Source organism: Bradyrhizobium sp. CFUWI (genome assembly GCF_056429085.1).
In genome coordinates this window covers 330044-347861 of the sequence record NZ_JBWJZE010000002.1, presented here as the reverse complement: position 1 = coordinate 347861, position 17818 = coordinate 330044, and the positions used below count along the sequence as shown (strand labels likewise).

11 protein-coding genes are annotated in these 17818 nt (G+C 64.8%); 5 read left to right on the top strand and 6 right to left on the bottom strand.

The features are described 5' to 3' along the window. Nucleotides 1-2: 2 nt before the first annotated feature. The 3 genes from AC066S_RS05375 to AC066S_RS05365 form a co-directional block, all read right to left on the bottom strand. Nucleotides 3-3119: an efflux RND transporter permease subunit gene (locus AC066S_RS05375; RefSeq protein WP_478269103.1), complete on the bottom strand. Its 3117-nt coding sequence runs from the start codon at nt 3117-3119 to the stop codon at nt 3-5. A gap of 28 nt (nt 3120-3147) precedes the next feature. Continuing rightward, a complete protein-coding gene (locus AC066S_RS05370) occupies nt 3148-4392 on the bottom strand; it encodes an efflux RND transporter periplasmic adaptor subunit (protein WP_478269102.1) in 1245 nt (414 codons plus the stop codon). A gap of 144 nt (nt 4393-4536) precedes the next feature. Beyond that, nucleotides 4537-5949, bottom strand: coding sequence for a CoA transferase (locus tag AC066S_RS05365; RefSeq protein ID WP_478269101.1), 1413 nt, complete (start codon nt 5947-5949; stop codon nt 4537-4539). A gap of 55 nt (nt 5950-6004) precedes the next feature. On the opposite strand from AC066S_RS05365, the gene AC066S_RS05360 reads away from it, so the two are divergent. Both AC066S_RS05360 and AC066S_RS05355 read left to right on the top strand, forming a co-directional pair. After that, nucleotides 6005-6292 carry a hypothetical protein gene (locus AC066S_RS05360; protein ID WP_126256303.1) on the top strand — a complete coding sequence of 96 codons (288 nt, stop codon included), beginning with the start codon at nt 6005-6007 and terminating at the stop codon, nt 6290-6292. A gap of 173 nt (nt 6293-6465) precedes the next feature. After that, on the top strand, nt 6466-7236 hold the full coding sequence (locus tag AC066S_RS05355) for an SDR family NAD(P)-dependent oxidoreductase (RefSeq protein WP_478269100.1): 771 nt from the start codon (nt 6466-6468) through the stop codon (nt 7234-7236). Between the two features lie 180 nt (nt 7237-7416). On the opposite strand, the gene AC066S_RS05350 is transcribed toward AC066S_RS05355, so the two are convergent. From AC066S_RS05350 to AC066S_RS05340, 3 genes are read right to left on the bottom strand one after another with little or no spacing between them, the layout of a single operon-like run. Next, complete coding sequence (locus AC066S_RS05350; protein WP_478269099.1) at nt 7417-10899, bottom strand: error-prone DNA polymerase; 3483 nt, start codon at nt 10897-10899, stop codon at nt 7417-7419. Next, nucleotides 10896-12491 carry a Y-family DNA polymerase gene (locus AC066S_RS05345; protein ID WP_164718455.1) on the bottom strand — a complete coding sequence of 532 codons (1596 nt, stop codon included), beginning with the start codon at nt 12489-12491 and terminating at the stop codon, nt 10896-10898. The genes AC066S_RS05350 and AC066S_RS05345 overlap by 4 nt, the downstream gene beginning before the upstream one ends. Further along, nucleotides 12388-13194, bottom strand: a complete 807-nt coding sequence (locus tag AC066S_RS05340) for an ImuA family protein (protein WP_478269098.1) — start codon at nt 13192-13194, stop codon at nt 12388-12390. Before AC066S_RS05340 ends, AC066S_RS05345 begins: the two co-directional genes overlap by 104 nt. A gap of 161 nt (nt 13195-13355) precedes the next feature. On the opposite strand from AC066S_RS05340, the gene AC066S_RS05335 reads away from it, so the two are divergent. The 3 genes from AC066S_RS05335 (at nt 13356) to AC066S_RS05325 (ending at nt 17759) form a co-directional block, all read left to right on the top strand. Next, nucleotides 13356-14591, top strand: a complete 1236-nt coding sequence (locus AC066S_RS05335; RefSeq protein ID WP_478269097.1) for a putative DNA modification/repair radical SAM protein — start codon at nt 13356-13358, stop codon at nt 14589-14591. After that, entirely contained in the window at nt 14591-16033 is a 1443-nt protein-coding gene (locus tag AC066S_RS05330; RefSeq protein WP_478269096.1) for a UdgX family uracil-DNA binding protein, read from the top strand. Before AC066S_RS05335 ends, AC066S_RS05330 begins: the two co-directional genes overlap by 1 nt. Before the next feature lie 97 nt (nt 16034-16130). Next, entirely contained in the window at nt 16131-17759 is a 1629-nt protein-coding gene (locus AC066S_RS05325) for an inorganic phosphate transporter (protein ID WP_478269095.1), read from the top strand. The last annotated feature ends 59 nt before the right edge of the window (nt 17760-17818 follow it).

The following is a 17818-nucleotide window of genomic DNA, read 5'->3' as shown; positions in this document are numbered from 1 at the left end:
GCTCAGCGCGCGCGGCGCGAGAAGAACGAGATCAGGACCGGCAGGGTCACGAGGATCACGACCGGCGCCAGCATCATGCCGGTGACGACGACGACCGCGAGCGGTTTCTGCACCTGCGAGCCGATCCCCTCCGACAGCGCCGCCGGCAGAAGGCCGACGCCGGCGACGACGCAGGTCATCAGCACCGGCCGGAGCTGCAACTCTCCCGTGCGCACCACCGCTGTCATGCGGTCCATGCCTTCTTCGATCAGCTGGTTGAACTGCGACAGGATGATGATGCCGTCCATCACGGCGATGCCGAACAGCGCGATGAAGCCGATCGCCGCGGAGACGCTGAAGGCCGTGCCTGATATCAACAGGCCGAGCACGCCGCCGAAGATCGCCATCGGGATCACGCTCATCGCGAGCAGCGTGTCGGTCATCGAGCCGAAATTGAACCAGAGCAGCACGCCGATCAGCGCCAGCGAGATCGGCATCACGATCGACAGCCGCCGGATCGCGTCCTGGAGATTGCCGAACTCCCCGACCCATTCCATGTGCGAGCCGGGCGGCAGCTGCACCTGCTCTGCGATCTTCTGCTGAGCCTCGCTGATCGCGCTGCCGAGGTCGCGCTCGCGCACCGAGAATTTGATCGGCAGATAGCGTTCCTGCTGCTCGCGATAGATGTAGGCCGCGCCCGACACGAGGCTGATGTTGGCGACCTCGCTGAGGGGAATCTGGGTGACGGTGCCGTTCGGCCCGGGCGCGCCGATCCGCAAATTCTGGATCGCCTCCGCGCTCCTGCGATATTCCGGCGCAAGGCGGACGATGATCGGGAAGTGACGATCGCTGCCCGGCTCGTAGAGGTCCCCCGCTGTGTCGCCGCCGATCGCGACCTTGATCGTGGCATTGATGTCGCCCGGCGCAAGACCATAGCGCGCGGCCTTGGCGCGGTCGATGTCGATCTGGACGGTCGGCTGGCCAAGCGAGGTGAAGACCGCAAGATCGGTGACGCCCTGCACCGTGGCCAGCACCTGCTTGATCTTGTTGGCGGTGTCGGTGAGCGCCTGGAGGTCGCTGCCGAACAGCTTGATCGAGTTCTCGCCCTTCACGCCGGAGACGGCTTCGGAGACGTTGTCCTGGAGATATTGCGAGAAGTTGAACTCGACGCCGGGGAAGCGGTCATCGAGCTGCTTGAGCAATTGCGCGGTCAACTCCTCCTTGTCGCGCGTGCCGGGCCACTGGCTCACGGGCTTGAGCGGGGCGAAGAACTCGGCGTTGAAGAAGCCGGCGGCGTCGGTGCCGTCGTCGGGACGGCCGTGCTGCGATACGACGGACTCGACCTCGGGCCGGGCGCGGATCACCTTGCGCATCTCGTTGACGTAGGAATTGCCTTCCTGGAGCGAGATGGTCGGCGGCAGCGTGGCGCGAATCCACAGATTGCCCTCTTCCAGCTTCGGCAGGAATTCGAGGCCGAGCAGCCGGCCGAGCGCCACCGTCATCAACACGAGGCCGACCGCGCCGCCGAGCACGATGTTGCGATTGGCGACCGCCCATTGCAGCAGCGGCGAGTACAAGCGGTGCAGGATCAGCATGACCCTGGTCTCGGTTTCCTCGACATGCGCGGGCAGGATGATCGCGGACAACGCCGGCGTGACGGTGAACGTCGCAAGCAGCCCGCCGGCCAGCGCATAGGCATAGGTGCGGGCCATCGGCCCGAAGATGTTGCCCTCGACGCCCGACAGCGTGAACAGCGGCAGGAAGGCCGCGATGATGATCGCCGCAGCGAAGAAGATCGAGCGCGAGACGTCGGCGGCCGCGCTGAGGATGGCGTGGCTCTTCATGCCGAACAGCGTCTCGTTGGACGTGTGCTCGGATTCCGACATCGGCGTGGTCTGCGTCAGGCGACGGAAGATCGCCTCCACCATGATGACGGTGGCATCGACGATCAGGCCGAAATCGATCGCGCCGACCGACAGCAAATTGGCCGATTCGCCGCGCAGCACCAGGATGATGACGGCGAAGAACAGCGCGAACGGAATGGTGGCGCCGACGATCAGCGCGCTGCGCAGATCGCCGAGGAAGATCCACTGCAACAGCACGATCAAGAGAATGCCGACCACCATGTTGTGCAGCACCGTGTGGGTGGTGAGCTCGATCAGGTCGCCGCGGTCGTAGATGCGCTCGATGCGTACGCCGGGCGGCAGGATGCTGGAATTGTTGATGGTCTGGACGAGCTGGTGGACACGCTGGATGGTCGGCGAGCTCTGCTCGCCGCGCCGCATCAGGACGATGCCCTGCACGATGTCGTCGGCCTCGTCGAGGCCGGCGATGCCGAGGCGCGGCTTCTGGCCGACGGTGACGGTGGCGACGTCCTTGACCAGCACCGGATTGCCGCCGGTCTGCGCCACCATGGTATTGGCGAGATCGTCGATCGACCGGATCAGGCCGACGCCGCGCACGACGGCCGATTGCTGGCCGATATCGACGGTGTTGCCGCCGACATTGACGTTGGAATTGCCGACCGCCTGGAGCAATTGCGGCAGCGTCAGCCCATTGGCGACCAGCTTGTTGAAATCGACCTGGAGCTCGTAGGTCTTGCTCTTGCCACCCCAGCCGGTGACGTCGATGACCCCCGGCACGGCACGGAAGCGGCGCTGCAGGTTCCAGTCCTGGATGGTCTTGAGGTCGAGCACGCTGTAGTTCGGCGGCCCCACGAGACGGTAGCGGAAGATCTCGCCGATCGGGCTCAGCGGCGAGATCTGCGGCTGCACGTTGCCCGGCAGCGGCGCGAGCTGCGCCAGGCGGTTCAACACCTGCTGCAACGCCTCGTCATAGGTGTAGGCGAAGGAGAACTGGATTTTGACGTCGGAGAGACCGTAGAGCGAGATGGTGCGGATGGTCGTGATGTTCTTCAGGCCCGCGACCTGGGTCTCGATCGGGATCGTGATGTAGCGCTCGATCTCCTCTGCCGACAGTCCCGGGCTCTGCGTCACGATATCGACCATCGGCGGGGTCGGATCGGGATAGGCCTCGATGTTGAGCTGGTTGAACGCGATCAGGCCGCCGACCAAGACAGCGACGAACATGCCGACCATCAGGAAGCGCCGGTTGACGGCAAGAGCGACGAGACGATCCATTCAGGTCTTCAATTTTCTTGGGTCGTCGTCAGCTGCCGGACGCCGCGCGGTCGATGAACAGGCTGCCTTTGGTAACGATCTGCTCGCCGGGTTTCAGATTGCCGGTGACCTCGACGAGGTTGCCGTTGATGAGGCCGATCTTGATCTGGCGCAGCTCGACCGATTTGTCCTCACGCGCGACCCAGATGCGAACCTTGTCGGCTTCGTAGATCAAGGCCTGTTTCGGCACTGCCGGCGCGGCGCGGTCGCCCGCCGAGTAGATCGTGACGTTGGCGAACATCTCTGGCTTGAGCAGGCCGTCCTTGTTGTCGATGGTGGCGCGGACCAGCAGGCGGCGGGTGCTGGGATCGATCGCGGCGGCGACGTAGTTGATCTTGGCGGTAAGCGGACGGCCCGGCAGTGCCATCACGTTGACGGTGATGTCCTGACCGATGCACGCGGCGGCGGCGTCGCTCTCGCGCACGAAGGCGGTGAGCCAGACGGTGGAGAGGTCGCCGATCACGAAGACCGGATCGCTGGCGCCGGAATTGACGTACTGACCGGGGCCGATCTTGCGCTGCACCACCGTGCCGGCGATCGGCGAATAGATCGTGACTTCCGGATTGATGGCGCCCTTGTCCTGGAACGCCTTGATGGTCTCGTCGGTGAAGCCGAGGATGCGCAGCTTGTTGCGCGCGGCTTCCAGCGCGGTCTGCGAGGAGCGCATGTCGTTGCGCGCCTGAACCTGCGTCGCTTCCGCCTGCTGATAGTCCTTCAGCGGAATGGCATGACCCTCATAAAGGTCCTTGGCGCGCTTGAACTGGATGTCGGAAAGATCGAGCGCCGACTTCGCCTTGTTCTGCGAGGTCATCGCCGCGATGAAATCGTTCTGGGCCTGCACGGTGTCGGCGGCCTCGATCGTGAACAGCGGTTGACCCTGCTTCAGCGTCTCGCCCGGCTTGGCCAGCAGCTTGGTGACGCGGCCCGCATAGGGCGAGAACACCGGCGTCGAGCGGTCCTCGTCGACCGCGACCTTGCCCTCGGTGACATACTCGGCTCGGAAGCTCTTGGCCTTGACCGGCTCGATCGTCAGCGTCGCCCATTCGGACGGCGTCGGCGTGAAGGTCTGCGCATTCCTGCGCGACTGGCTGGAGATTTCGGAGTGCTTCTTTTCCTTGGGCCCCAAAGCGAGGAAGCCGTAGGCACCCGCGCCGGCAAGAGCTAGCAAAACCACGGATGTGATCATCCGTTGTTTGGTAAACAGCTGCAATCGCTTGGTATTATCAACCACCATGGAGCCCGGTCGTGTCTGCGACGATCTCGGCAGATGTCTGCCGTGTCGGTTGCGCTAATAGTGCCGAACTGCAATTTCAAACAACCAAAAAACGCTGGCGCCTTTCGGTTTGCGTTAAAAACTTTGCGACATGTCAGCTTCATGTCAGCTTCGCGCCGGCCAATGTGCCGGATGACTGCCGAGCGGCATCGCGGGACGGCGCCAATGTGCCGGTGTCGTCGACAGCAGCGCCGAATGGCGCACCGCCTTCAGCATGCCGAAACCAGATGGCATGCTCTCGATGAACGCAGCATGTACGGCCTCGCCCGCAAGATCCGGGGTATTCAGTCCGCCATCGAGCCGGCCGAGATTCCACAGCCAGCGTCCGGTCTGCGCCAACGACACGCGTACGTGCCAACTGCCGCCGTCGCAGGCCTGGCGCATCCTGGCCATCATCGCGCCGAACGCCATCAGATAGCCGGTGGCGTGGTCGAGCATCTGCGCCGGCAATTCCTTGGGGCCATCGAGGCCGGCGGCTTGGCCTTCGGCGTGATTGAATCCGGTCGCGGTCTGCACCAGGGAATCGAAGCCGCGGCGCGCGGCCCAGGGCCCGGCATGGCCATAAGCCGAGAGCGTCACGTAAACGATGCCCGGATTGATCTTCGCTGCGTCCTCCGGCGAAAAGCCGAGGGCGGCAAGCGCACGCGGGCGATAGCCTTGCGAGAAGATGTCGGCGTTCTCCAGCAGTTCGCGTAATTGCGCCCTGCCCGTGTCGGTCTTCAGCTCGATGAAGGCGGTGAGCTTGCCGCGGCCGGTATCGATGGTGAGCCAGTCAATGGCTGGCAGCTCCGGCCCCGACACCAGCAGCACTTCAGCGCCGTGCGCGGCGAGCGTGCGGCCGGCGACGGGGCCTGCGATGACGCGGGAGAGATCGAGCACACGAAGGCCGGAGAGCGGACGATCGTTGTTTGATAATCCTTGGGGCCACGGCTTTGGCGGGGCTTCGCCGATCTTCTCGATCGAGATCAGCGGCAATTGCGCGAGCGCGCGCGCCTGCGCCAGCGCAGACCATTCCTCGTAGCTCCGCATCAGCGCAACCACGCCGCCCGCCGTATAAGCTGCCGTCTCGAAATCCTCGCCCCTCCATTGCATCAGCGCGGCCTGCACCTTGTCGCGCTCCGGCTCGCAACCGAGCACCTCGCAGACGGCCTCGCGGTGCTGCGGGAAATTGGTGTGGCAGCGAACGAAGCGGGCATCGCCGGTCCTGTAGACGCCGGCAATCGCGTCCCAGGCCGGCGGCGGCGGCTTGTCGTCGACGCGCAGATAGCGTTCGGAGCGGCATTCGGCGACGGCGTGGCGCATGTCGACGGAGACGTTTTGCATCCGCCCGCTGCGCAGCCGCCAGATCTCGGCGGCGGCGAGGCCTGCGGCGGCGATCGTGGTCTGGCCGGCGACGGCAACACGAAATGAGGACGGAATCTGCGGCTCCTCGCCGGTCAGCCGGACGTGTTCGAGCGCAGCCGGATCGCCGCCGGCGGAGGTCCAGATATCCCTGAGAATATCGGCGGGGCTTTGCATGGCCGCCTCTCTCCCTTACTTTCTACGACGATCCATCAGCACATAAGGGAATGTAATGGTCGCCATCGATCCCCTCATCGCAGGTGCCGTATTCATCGCGACGGCGGCCACCGACGCCGTCTATGTCATGTTCACCTCGGCCGTGATCGCGCGCAAGCGCATTCCTGCGGCGAACTGGAGCGCGGTCTGGTACCTGCTCTCCTCCTATGCCGTGATCAGCTACACCGAAAACGCGTTCTACGTCGCCTTCGCCGCGATCGGCTCCTGGGCCGGCGCCTATGCGTCGCTAACCTTCCTGCACCGCCCGCCCGGCGGCCCGCCGGTGGGGGCTGCACCGGAGTGAGGGGTGCGAGCCTCTCACCGCGTCATTGCGAGGAGCCCTTGCGACGAAGCAATCAAGACCGTTGCCTCGGACGCATTTTCTGGATTGCTTCGCTACGCTCGCAATGACGAACTGGATAGTTCAGCATACATGTCGAAACAGCTGCACTCGCAGCACCAAATAGGGAGCTAACAATGGATCTCAGTCTCAAAGGCAAGAACGCCGTCGTGCTCGGCGGCACGCGCGGTATCGGGCGGGCGATTGCGGCGACGCTCGCCGGTGAAGGCGCCAATGTCGCGGTGTGCGCGCGCAATGCGGATCAGGTCGCGGCCACCGTCGCTGAATTGAAGGCGATCGGCGTCAACGCCACCGGCGGCCCGGTCGACGTCACCGACGGCGCGGCGTTGAAAGCGTGGATCGAAGGCGCGGCAAAGGAGCTCGGCGGCGTCGACCTGCTGTTCGCCAATGCCGGCGCGATGGCGCAGGGCCACGACGCGGCTTCGTGGGAGCAGAATTTCCGGCTCGATCTGCTCGGCGCCGTGCACGCGTTCGACGCCGCGCGGCCGTTTCTCGAGGCCAGCGGCGAGAGAAGCGGCGATGCCGCCGTCGTCATCATCTCCTCGATCTCGGCGGCGCAGGCCGACACGGCCAGCTCCTACGGCCCGATCAAGGCGGCGCTGATCCACATGGCCAAGGGCCTGGCGCGACAATACGCCAAGAAGAGGATCCGCGTGAATGTGGTGTCGCCAGGCACCGTCTATTTCAAGGGCGGCGTCTGGGAGATGATCGAGAAGAACATGCCGGAGCGTTACAACGACGCGATGAAGCGCAACCCGACCGGCCGCATGGCAACGCCGCAGGAGATCGCGAACGCCGCGGTGTTTCTGGCGAGCCCGGTATCCGGGTTCACGACGGGATCGAATCTCGTCGTGGACGGCGCGATCTCGAACCGGGTGAATTTTTGAGGGCGCCGCCTCCCGTCAGTTCCGTCATCCTGAGGCGCGAGTGGCGCGATGCAAGAGCATCGCGCCGGGAGCCTCGAAGGATGCACGGCCCGGATGCAGCCGGGCCGTCGCCCTTCGAGGGCCGCTGAAGGAGCGGCCACCTCAGGGTGACGGTGAACGAGCGGTACCGTAACGGCCCCCTCAATGAAAATCCCGCGACGGCGGCAGGATGCGGACGTTGCGGGGGTGGCGGATCTTTTGCGCCGGCATGTCCGCGAGCGCGCGAGGGTCTTCGTTGAGCGGCTCGACCAATGTGGCGCCCGCCGGCACCGGATGCTGGCGGCTCAAGGCATCGTTGGCGAGGCCGACCAGATCGTGCGAGCGGTCGATCATGCGCTGGGCGATCAGATGCGTCACCTTTTCGGGGCTGCTCTGGATATAGCCCTGGACCTCGATGAGCCGCGCGCCCATGACTTCTTTCCGGTACTGCTCCATGATCTTGGGCCAGACCACGACATTGGCGATTCCGGTTTCGTCCTCCAGCGTCATGAACACGACGCCGCTGGCGCTGCCCGGTCGCTGCCGCACCAGCACCACGCCGGCGCAGCGGACGCGGCGGCGCTCGTTCTCGTGGCTGATCTCCTTGCAGGCGACGATCCGCTCGCGCGAAAACATCTCGCGCAGGAATTCCATCGGATGGCCCTTCAGCGACAGCCGGATGGTCTGGTAGTCCGCGACGACCTGCTCGGCACGCGGCATCAGCGGCAGCGGCTTGGCATGCTCGTCCGGCTGCTCGCGCGCGGTGGCCGCCTCGAACAGCGGCAGCGGCACGTCGTCAGGCAGCCGCCGCACCTGCCACAGCGCCTCGCGGCGGTCGAGCCCGAGCGAGCGGAACGCGTCGGCATCCGCCAGCAGGATCAGCGCGCGCTTGGGCAGGCCGGTGTCGCGGGCAAAATCTTCCAGTGAGGTGAAGGGGCGGCGGTTGCGGGCCGCGACGATGCGGTCGGCCCAGTCTCCCGATTTCTCCGCATTGCCATTCCAGGGCGACGCGTCAGCGTCGAGCTCTGATGCGCAATTGCGCATCTGAGAATCCATTCCGCCAGGCGCATGCGGCCCGATGGATTCCGGGCTCGCGCTACGCGCGCCCCGGAATGACAGCTGAGAGCGCTTCAGCCTCTCTTCATCCTCGTCCAGCCAGTGGAATCCGTCGATCTGGCGGAAGCCCAGGCGGACGGCGCAATATCTGCCGCTCCCCTCCTCCAGCGTGTTTTGCGCAAAGCTGTAGGACACGTCGATGTCGCGGACCTCGACGCCGTTCTTGCGGGCGTCGCCGACGATTTGCGCCGGGGCATAAAACCCCATCGGCTGCGAGTTCAGGAGGCCGCAGCAAAACGCATCCGGGTGATAATGCTTCAGCCATGACGAGATGTAGACGAGCTGCGCAAAGCTCGCGGCGTGGCTCTCCGGGAAACCGTAGGAACCGAACCCCTTGATCTGGTCGAAGCAGCTTCTGGCGAAGTTGGGATCGTAGCCGCGCGCCACCATGTTGCCGATCAACTTTTCCTCGTATTGACCGATGGTGCCGACATTGCGGAAAGTCGCCATCGAGCGGCGCAGGCCATTGGCTTCCTCGGAGGTGAAATGTGCCGCTTCGATCGCAATCCGCATCGCCTGCTCCTGGAACAGAGGCACTCCAAGCGTCTTGTGCAGCACCTTGTAGAGTTCGTCCCTGTCGCCATGCTCCGGCGACGGCGAGGGATAGCTCACCTTCTCGAGCCCGTTCCGCCGCCGCAAATAAGGATGCACCATGTCGCCCTGGATCGGACCCGGCCGCACGATCGCGACCTCGATGACGAGATCGTAGAAGGTCCGCGGCTTCAGCCGCGGCAGCATGTTCATCTGCGCGCGGCTCTCGACCTGGAACACGCCGAGCGACTCCCCGGCACACAGCATGTCGTAAACCTCGGGATCGTCCTGAGGAACGCTCGCAAGCACGAAACGCTCGCCCTTGTGCTGGTCGATCAGATCGAAACACTTCCTGATGCAGGTCAGCATGCCCAGCGCCAGCACGTCGACCTTCATCATGCTGAGCGCATCGACGTCGTCCTTGTCCCATTCGATGAAGGTGCGGTCGTCCATCGCGGCATTGCCGATCGGCACATAGGTGTCGAGCCGATCCTGGGTCAGCACGTAGCCGCCGACATGCTGGGACAGATGGCGCGGGAATTCGATCAGCTCGGTCGCAAGCTCGACCGCGAGGTTGATCATGGGATTTTTGGGATCGAGCCCGGCCTGCCGGACCTGCATGTCGTTGAGGCCCTTGCCCCAGCTGCCCCAGACGGTGTCGGCGAGCGCGGCGGTGACGTCCTCGGTCAGGCCCAGCGCCTTGCCGACGTCGCGAATGGCGCTGCGCGGGCGATAATGGATCACGGTCGCGATGATCGCGGCGCGGTGGCGGCCGTAGCGGCGGTAGACATATTGCATCACCTCCTCGCGCCGCGAATGCTCGAAATCGACGTCGATGTCGGGCGGCTCCAGCCGCTCCTTGGAGATGAAGCGCTCGAACAACAGATCGACCTTGGTCGGATCGACCGAGGTGATGCCGAGCACGTAGCACACGGCCGAATTCGCCGCCGATCCCCGCCCCTGACACAGAATGTTCTGGCTGCGCGCATAGTGCACGATGTCATGCACGGTGAGGAAATAATGCGCGTATTTCAGCTCGGCGATCAGCGCGAGCTCCTTGTTGAGCGTCGCCCGCAGCCTGTCGTCGATCTTGCCGTCGAAATACTTCTCGACACCCGCCCAGGTCAGATCCTCCAGATGCCCCTGTGCGGTCTTGCCCGGCGGCACCGGCTCGTCCGGATATTGGTATTTGAGCTGATCGAGTGAAAACTCGATTGCGTCCGCAAAGCGCATGGTCTCCGCGATCGCATCAGGAAAATCGCGGAACAGACGCGCCATCTCGCGCGGCGTCTTCAGGAACCGTTCGGCATTGGCTTCCAGCTTCCGCCCCACAGCCTCGATCGTGGTCTTTTCCCGGATACAGGTCAGCACATCCTGCAGCGGACGGCGGCCGGGATCGTGATAGAGCACCTCGTTGGTCGCGAGCAGCGGCACCTTCGCCTTCATCGCGAGATCACCGAGCCGCGCCAGCCGGCGCCGGTCGTCGCCGCGATAGACCAGGCTCGCCGCCAGCCACACGCCTTCGGCGCGGCCGGCCTTCAGCTGCGCAAGAACGTCCAGCGCCTGGGCCGGGTCGAAGCGATGCGGCAGCGTCAGGATCAGGAGCTGGCCTTCGGAAAATTCCAGCAGATCGGCGAAGCTGAGACGGCACTCGCCCTTCTCGATCCGCGTGATGTCGTCGCCGCGCTTGCCCCGAGTCAGGAGCTGGCACAAACGGCCATAGGCGGCGCGGTCGCGCGGATAGACAAAAATGTCGGGCGTGCCGTCGATGAAGACGATGCGTGCGCCGATCAGCAGCTTCGGCTTGTGCAGCACCTTGTCATTGTCGAGCTCCTTGTAGGCCCGCACCACGCCGGCGAGCGTGTTGTGGTCGGCGATGCCGATCGCGGGAATGCCGAGCTCGCTGGCCTGATGCACATACGCGCGCGGATCCGAGCCGCCGCGCAGGAAGGAGAAGTTGGTGGTGATGCCGATCTCGGCATAGCTAAGCGCATTCATGCGAAGAGACCGTGCACATACCAGCCGGGCGAGGCGGGCTTGCCGTCGCCATCGAACACTTCCCCCTCGTAAAGACCGTCGCGAAAGATCCAGAAGCGCAGGCCCTCGGCATCCTCGATGCGGAAATAATCCCGCGTCAGCTGCTTGCCGTCCTGCCGCCACCATTCCATCGCGATACGCTCGGGCCCCTCCACCCGCACCACGGCATGCAGCGCGCGGCGCCAGGTGAATTGATGCGGCGGACCATCCGGCACGGCCGCGAACGGCACCTTGATCGGCTCCGGCTTGTCGAACAGCCTTAAGGGACGCAGCGGCGGCTCGCTCTCGACACGGGCGGGCCATTCGGCCTGCATGGCGGCAGCAAGATGATGCTGCGCCGGGGCGGCCATCACTGCACATTCGGGAATATGGGTATCCTCAGGCAGATGCACGACGACGCGTTTTCCTCCGATGCGCGCGGCGATGCGGTCGATCAGCGCGGCGAGCTCGTCATTGTCGTGGACATGGGCGTCGAGATCGCGCTGCTCCTGCACCACGATCTCGGTGCGGCTCGCCGACAGGCGCACCATGTCGAAGCCGAAGCCGGGATCGAGCGGATCGGCAAGCGCATCGAGACGCTCGCGGAACAGGCGGTCGATCACCGTGCTTTTCGTCACCGGACGTCCGGTCTCGACCATGATCGCGCGCACCACGCCATCGGTGCGGAAGAAGGCGGCTTCGAGCCTGCGCGCGCCTTTGCCCTGTTTCTCCATCGATGCGATCAGCGTGTCGGCGAGCCGCGACAGCGTCATCGCAATCATGGTGTCGGTTGCGATCGGCTCGGCGAAGCGCTTCTCCACGATGTAATCGGGCAGCGGCTTGCGTGGGCTGATCGGCGCATCGCCCTGCCCCAGCGCATGCGCGAGCAGCGTGGAGAACCGGGCGCCGAACCGCGCCGTGATCTCGCTCGGCGCGCGCGAGGCGACGTCGCCGATGGTCTTCAGGCCGGCGCGGCGCAGGCCGGTGGTGATGGCCTCGCCCGCACCGAGCGCGGACACCGGAAACCGCTCGATCGCCGCCGCCTCGCCGCCATCGGCGACGATGCTGCTAGATGCCTGCCGCGTCAGCGTACGCGCGCAGATCGACGTGCCGGCGATTGCCGCACCGACGGCAAAGCCCTGGCGAGCGAGCGCACGAACCAGCGTCGTTAGCAGCGCAGCCTCGCCGCCGAACAGATGGGCGCAGCCGGTGATATCGAGGAACAGCCCGTGCGGCGGATCGAGCGCCACCAGCGGCGTGAAGCGGTCGCACCAATCGGCGACATCGCTGAGCGTCTTCGCATCGGCCGCGACATCGGCGTCGAACACTTTCAGATCCGGGCACATCGCCCGCGCATTCGCCAGCGGCTGACCAATGTACAGGCCGAGGCGCTCGGCGGCCTCGTCCAGCGCATGGATCACCAGCGCATTGTTGTCCTTGATGACGACGATGCTCGGCTCATGATTGGCTTTACCCAGCCCGGCGCTGTTGAAAAACCGCTGAATCCTGTCGATCGGCAGGCGCGGCAGCCACAGGCTGAGAATACGTCGACGGTTCGCTGAACTGGCACTCATCACAATTCCATTCCATGATCCACCGGCCGCAGGGGCCATGACGATTGCGCAAGAGCGTGGCATCGAAGCGCGGCGCGCCCCAAACGCTCCAAGGCGCCGCAGGCATTGAAGCCGGTCCCGGCGGCGAATGCGCCGCGCGCAGCATCCATCGCGTCTCCGCAGTCGACGGCAAAGGTTGCGCGGCCATGCGCAGCATCAGGCCGGTGACGCCGGAGCCTTGCGCGGCCAGCGTCAGCTTGCGGCTCGCCACGAGATCGAACTGCCTGGTCTCGCCCCAGAGCTCGAGCACGACGGCGCCCAGCGCGTCGCAGGCAAGCGCATCGGCCGAGGTGCGCAGCGCGCTCTCGACATCGGCGGCGCGGACCGTCACCACGCGGCGCGGATCGAGGCCCAGCTCTCTGAGCCCGCTCATCGACAGCGCGCCTGTTTCCACTTCCGAAAAATCCTGCCGCACCCACAGCAGCGGTTTGCGCGCCGCCACGCGCCCCGCAAGCCCCATGACAAAACCCGTTGCGGCCACGCCCTGGCGCCCTTCGCAAAACACCTCGTGGATCGCCGCACGCGCGAGCCCGCCCTTCAGCGCGCCATCGGCCTGGCCATGGCCGAGCGCCACCCGATCGTGCTGATGCACGATCTCCGCGGTCTCGATGCGCTCGATCTGGCCGCGCAAGATCGCAAGCGCGCTCATACGTGCGCCGCTCATGCTCGCCGCTCCTTCAGGAATGGTGCCGTGGTCTTCAAAAGAAGAACCAGCGGCTGGCTCATTTGTTCATGATATGTTCTAATATAAAGCTAACGGCGCGCGGAGAGTCAATCGAATTGGCGCGCTTTCGGATTCATGAGCGGAATCAACGGGATTCAAACATGGACGTGCAACGCAAACTGGAAATCCTGGCCGATGCCGCCAAGTACGACGCGTCCTGCGCCTCCAGTGGCACCGAAAAGCGGGATTCCAGCGACGGCAAGGGCATGGGCTCGACCGCGCCCGGCATGGGCATCTGCCATTCCTATGCGCCGGACGGACGCTGCATCTCGCTGCTCAAGGTGCTGCTGACCAACGCCTGCAATTACGACTGTCTTTATTGCGTCAACCGCGCCTCCTCCAACGTGCCGCGCGCCCGCTTCACCATCGACGAGGTCGTCAAGCTGACGCTCGACTTCTACCGGCGCAATTACATCGAGGGCCTGTTTCTCTCCTCCGGCATCATCCGCAGCCCCGATTACACGATGGAGCAGGTGGTGAGTGTCGCGCGAAAACTGCGCGAGGAACATCACTTCCGCGGCTACATCCATCTGAAGACCATTCCCGAGGCCGACGATGCCCTGATCGCGGAAGCCGGCAAATATGCCGACCGCCTCTCCATCAACATCGAGATGCCCGAGGAGACCAGCCTGCAGCAATTCGCGCCCGAGAAAGACGTGCGCGCGATCCGCCGCACCATGGGCCGGCTGCGATTGAAGCTGGACGAGGCCGAGGAAGGCCGCAGCGCAAAGACGAAGGCCAAGCCGCAACGCTTCGCGCCGGCCGGCCAGAGCACGCAGATGATCGTCGGCGCAGACAGCGCCTCCGACCACACCATTCTCCACACCAGCGCCAATCTCTACGGCGCCTACCGGCTGCGGCGCGTCTATTATTCCGCCTTCAGCCCGATTCCCGACGCAAGCCGCGCCTTGCCTCTGGTGCAGCCACCGCTGCTGCGCGAGCACAGGCTCTACCAGGCCGACTGGCTGATGCGGTTCTACGGCTTCGACGTCGGCGAGATCGTCGACGACAGCGCCATGCTGCCGCTCGAGATCGATCCAAAGCTCGCCTGGGCGCTGCGCCACCGCGACCGCTTCCCGCTCGACGTCAACCGTGCCAGCCGCGAGGAATTGCTGCGCGTGCCGGGCTTCGGCACCAAGGCGGTCGAACGCATCATCGCGGCACGGCGCACCACCACGATCCGCCTCGCCGATCTGGCGCGGCTGCATGTGCCCCGTAGCAAGGCGATGCCGTTCATCGTCCTCGGCGATCACCGGCCGTCGCCACACCGTCTCGACGACGCGCGGCTGATCGAACGGTTCAAGCCGAAGGCAACGCAACTGGGGTTTGGCTTCTGATGCAATACATCATCCTCGACACCGAAACCGATTTCGACGGCTGGCGCAAAGCCGCACGTCACCTCGTGCTTCATCACGTGCAGCCGTACGATGTCACCTGGACCGTGCAAGGCGGCGAAGCCGAGCTGTTCGCCCCACCCGCGCCATCGCCGATCCTCGAAGTGAACGACGGCACCTTCACCGTGTCAGGCAAATTCATCGAGCTCGCCAAAGCAGCGATCCTGCACCGCGATCCCGAGCGCTTTGCCATCCTCTACCGGCTGCTGTTTCGGCTGAAGGACAATCACGACCTCATCGAGGTCGCGACCGATCCTGACGTCGCGCAAGTCACCGCCATGGCGAGAGCGGTCCATCGCGACGAGCACAAGATGCATGCCTTCGTGCGCTTCCGCGAAATCGGCAGGGAACGCGAGGCGCATTACGTCGCCTGGTTCGAGCCTGAGCATCACATCGTCGAGTTCGCCGCGCCGTTCTTCGCAAAACGCTTTGCCGACATGCCCTGGTCGATCCTGACCCCGGACCTCTGCGCGCATTGGGATGGCCACGCACTTTCGTTCACATCCGGCGTCAGCAGGAGCGAAGCGCCGAGCGAAGACCGGCTGGAAGAAACCTGGCGGCGTTACTACGCCAGCATCTTCAATCCGGCGCGGCTCAAGGTGAAGTCGATGCAGGCCGAGATGCCGAAGAAATACTGGAGGAACCTGCCCGAGGCTTCGATCATTAAGCCTCTGATCGAGGACGCCGAGCGCATGACCGGCGCCATGATCGCCAACGCCGCAACCGATCCGCACAAGCCCCAAAAGCGGCCGGAGGCACCGATGAAACGCAAGCCCGCCGCCGACGATCTCGAAACCCTCCGCGAGGAGGCCGCGCATTGCCGCGCCTGCCATCTCTACAAGGACGCGACCCAGACCGTGTTCGGCGAAGGCCCGAAGTCCGCCAATATCATGCTGGTCGGCGAGCAGCCCGGCGACAAGGAAGACCTCGCCGGCCATCCCTTCGTAGGTCCCGCGGGGCAGATGCTGGACCGTGCGCTGGAGGAAGCCGGCGTCGACCGCAAGAAGGTCTATGTCACCAACGCGGTCAAGCACTTCAAATTCGTGCCGCGCGGAAAGATCCGCCTGCACCAGAAGCCGAATACGCCGGAGATCCGCGCCTGCCGGCAATGGTACGAGCGGGAAGTTGCGGCAATCCAGCCCGATCTGATCGTGGCGATGGGGGCTACCGCCGCGCAAAGCGTGTTCGGCAAGATCACTCCCATCGGCAAGACCCGCGGCCGTCTCATAGAGCTTCCCGAGGGACGAAAAGCACTGGTGACGGTGCATCCGTCCTATCTGCTGCGACTGCCTGATCCGGAAGCCAAGGCGCTGGAATATCGGCGCTTTGTCGACGACCTGAAGATTGCCGCGAGCTTGCAGAAGAAGGCGGCGCGGGCTGCCTGAATACTGGCAAGAAGGCGGTATTCAACCGCCGCTTGTCATCCGGCCTTCAAATCCGTCGCGGACAATGCCTCAACTGCAAGTTAAGGGGCGTCCAGACATGAGCGATGTTGCATTCGACCGCGCGGTAGCAGATCCCGCGCCCGTCCAGCCGGCCTCGCGGCCAAATCTCGACAAGGGCTTCAATCCGCTGACGATGATCCTGTTCTTCGGCATCCTCGCCGCCGGCCTGCTGTTTGTCGCCTACAGCATCTATGTCGACGTCAACGCGACGGGCGTGCGGGTGACGACCTACCTGCCCTACATCCTCCTGTTCATTGCGCTCCTGATCGCGCTCGGCTTTGAATTCGTCAACGGCTTCCACGACACCGCCAATGCGGTGGCCACGGTGATCTACACCCATTCGCTGCCGGCCGAGGTCGCGGTGATGTGGTCGGGCTTCTTCAACTTCCTCGGCGTGCTCCTGTCCTCCGGTGCGGTCGCTTTCGGCATCGTCTCGCTGCTGCCGGTCGAGCTGATCCTCCAGGTCGGCTCCAGCGCCGGCTTCGCCATGGTGTTCGCGCTGCTGATCGCCGCGATCCTGTGGAATCTCGGCACCTGGTTCTTCGGCCTGCCCGCCTCCTCCTCGCACACGCTGATCGGCTCGATCATCGGCGTCGGCGTCGCCAACGCCGTGATGCGCGGCCGCGACGGCACTTCGGGCGTGGACTGGACCAAGGCGACCGAGATCGGTTATGCGCTGCTGCTGTCGCCGCTGTTCGGCTTCATCTGCGCCGCCCTGCTGTTGCTGCTGCTCAAGTTCATCGTGCGCAATCCCGCACTTTACGCCGCCCCCGAAGGCAACAAGGCGCCGCCGCTCTGGATTCGCGGCCTGCTGATCGCGACCTGCACCGGCGTCAGCTTCGCGCACGGCTCCAACGACGGCCAGAAGGGCATGGGCCTGATCATGCTGATCCTGATCGGCACCGTGCCGACGGCTTACGCCCTCAACCGCGCGCTGCCGGAATCCCAGATCGTCCAGTTCCAGAAGACCTCGGATGCCGCCGCCCAGGTGATCTCCGCGAAGGGCGCCGGCCACAGCATCATCGGCGATCCCCGTCCGGCCGTGACGCAGTACATCACAGTGCGTCACATCAACGAGGGCACCTATCCCTCGCTCGCCGTGCTGGTGAAGGATGTCGGCGACCAGGTCGCCAGATACGGCACGCTGAACAAGGTGCCGGCGGAGGCCGTCGGCAACACCCGCAACGACATGTACATGATCTCGGAAGCGATCCGCTTCCTGATGAAGGACAAGGAAAACGATCTCAACAAGGAGGAGATCGCGACCTTGAATGCCTACAAGGGCTCGCTCGACGCCGCCACCAAGTTCATCCCGAACTGGGTGAAGATCGCGGTCGCCATCGCGCTCGGCCTCGGCACCATGATCGGCTGGAAGCGCATCGTGATCACCGTCGGTGAGAAGATCGGCAAGAGCCACCTCACCTACGCGCAAGGCGCCTCGGCCGAGCTCGTGGCCGCCGCCACGATCGGCGCCGCCGACGTGTTCGGCCTGCCGGTCTCGACCACGCATGTGCTGTCGTCGGGCGTCGCCGGCACCATGGCGGCCAATGGTTCCGGCCTGCAAATGGCCACCATCCGCAATCTGCTGATGGCGTGGGTGCTGACGCTGCCCTGCGCGATCATGCTGTCGGCCACGCTCTACGTGATCTTCTCGCGGATGTTCTGAGCTCTCCTCTCCCTCTTCCCGTTCTTACGGGGAGAGGGCAATTGCTTTTGAACCTTCGG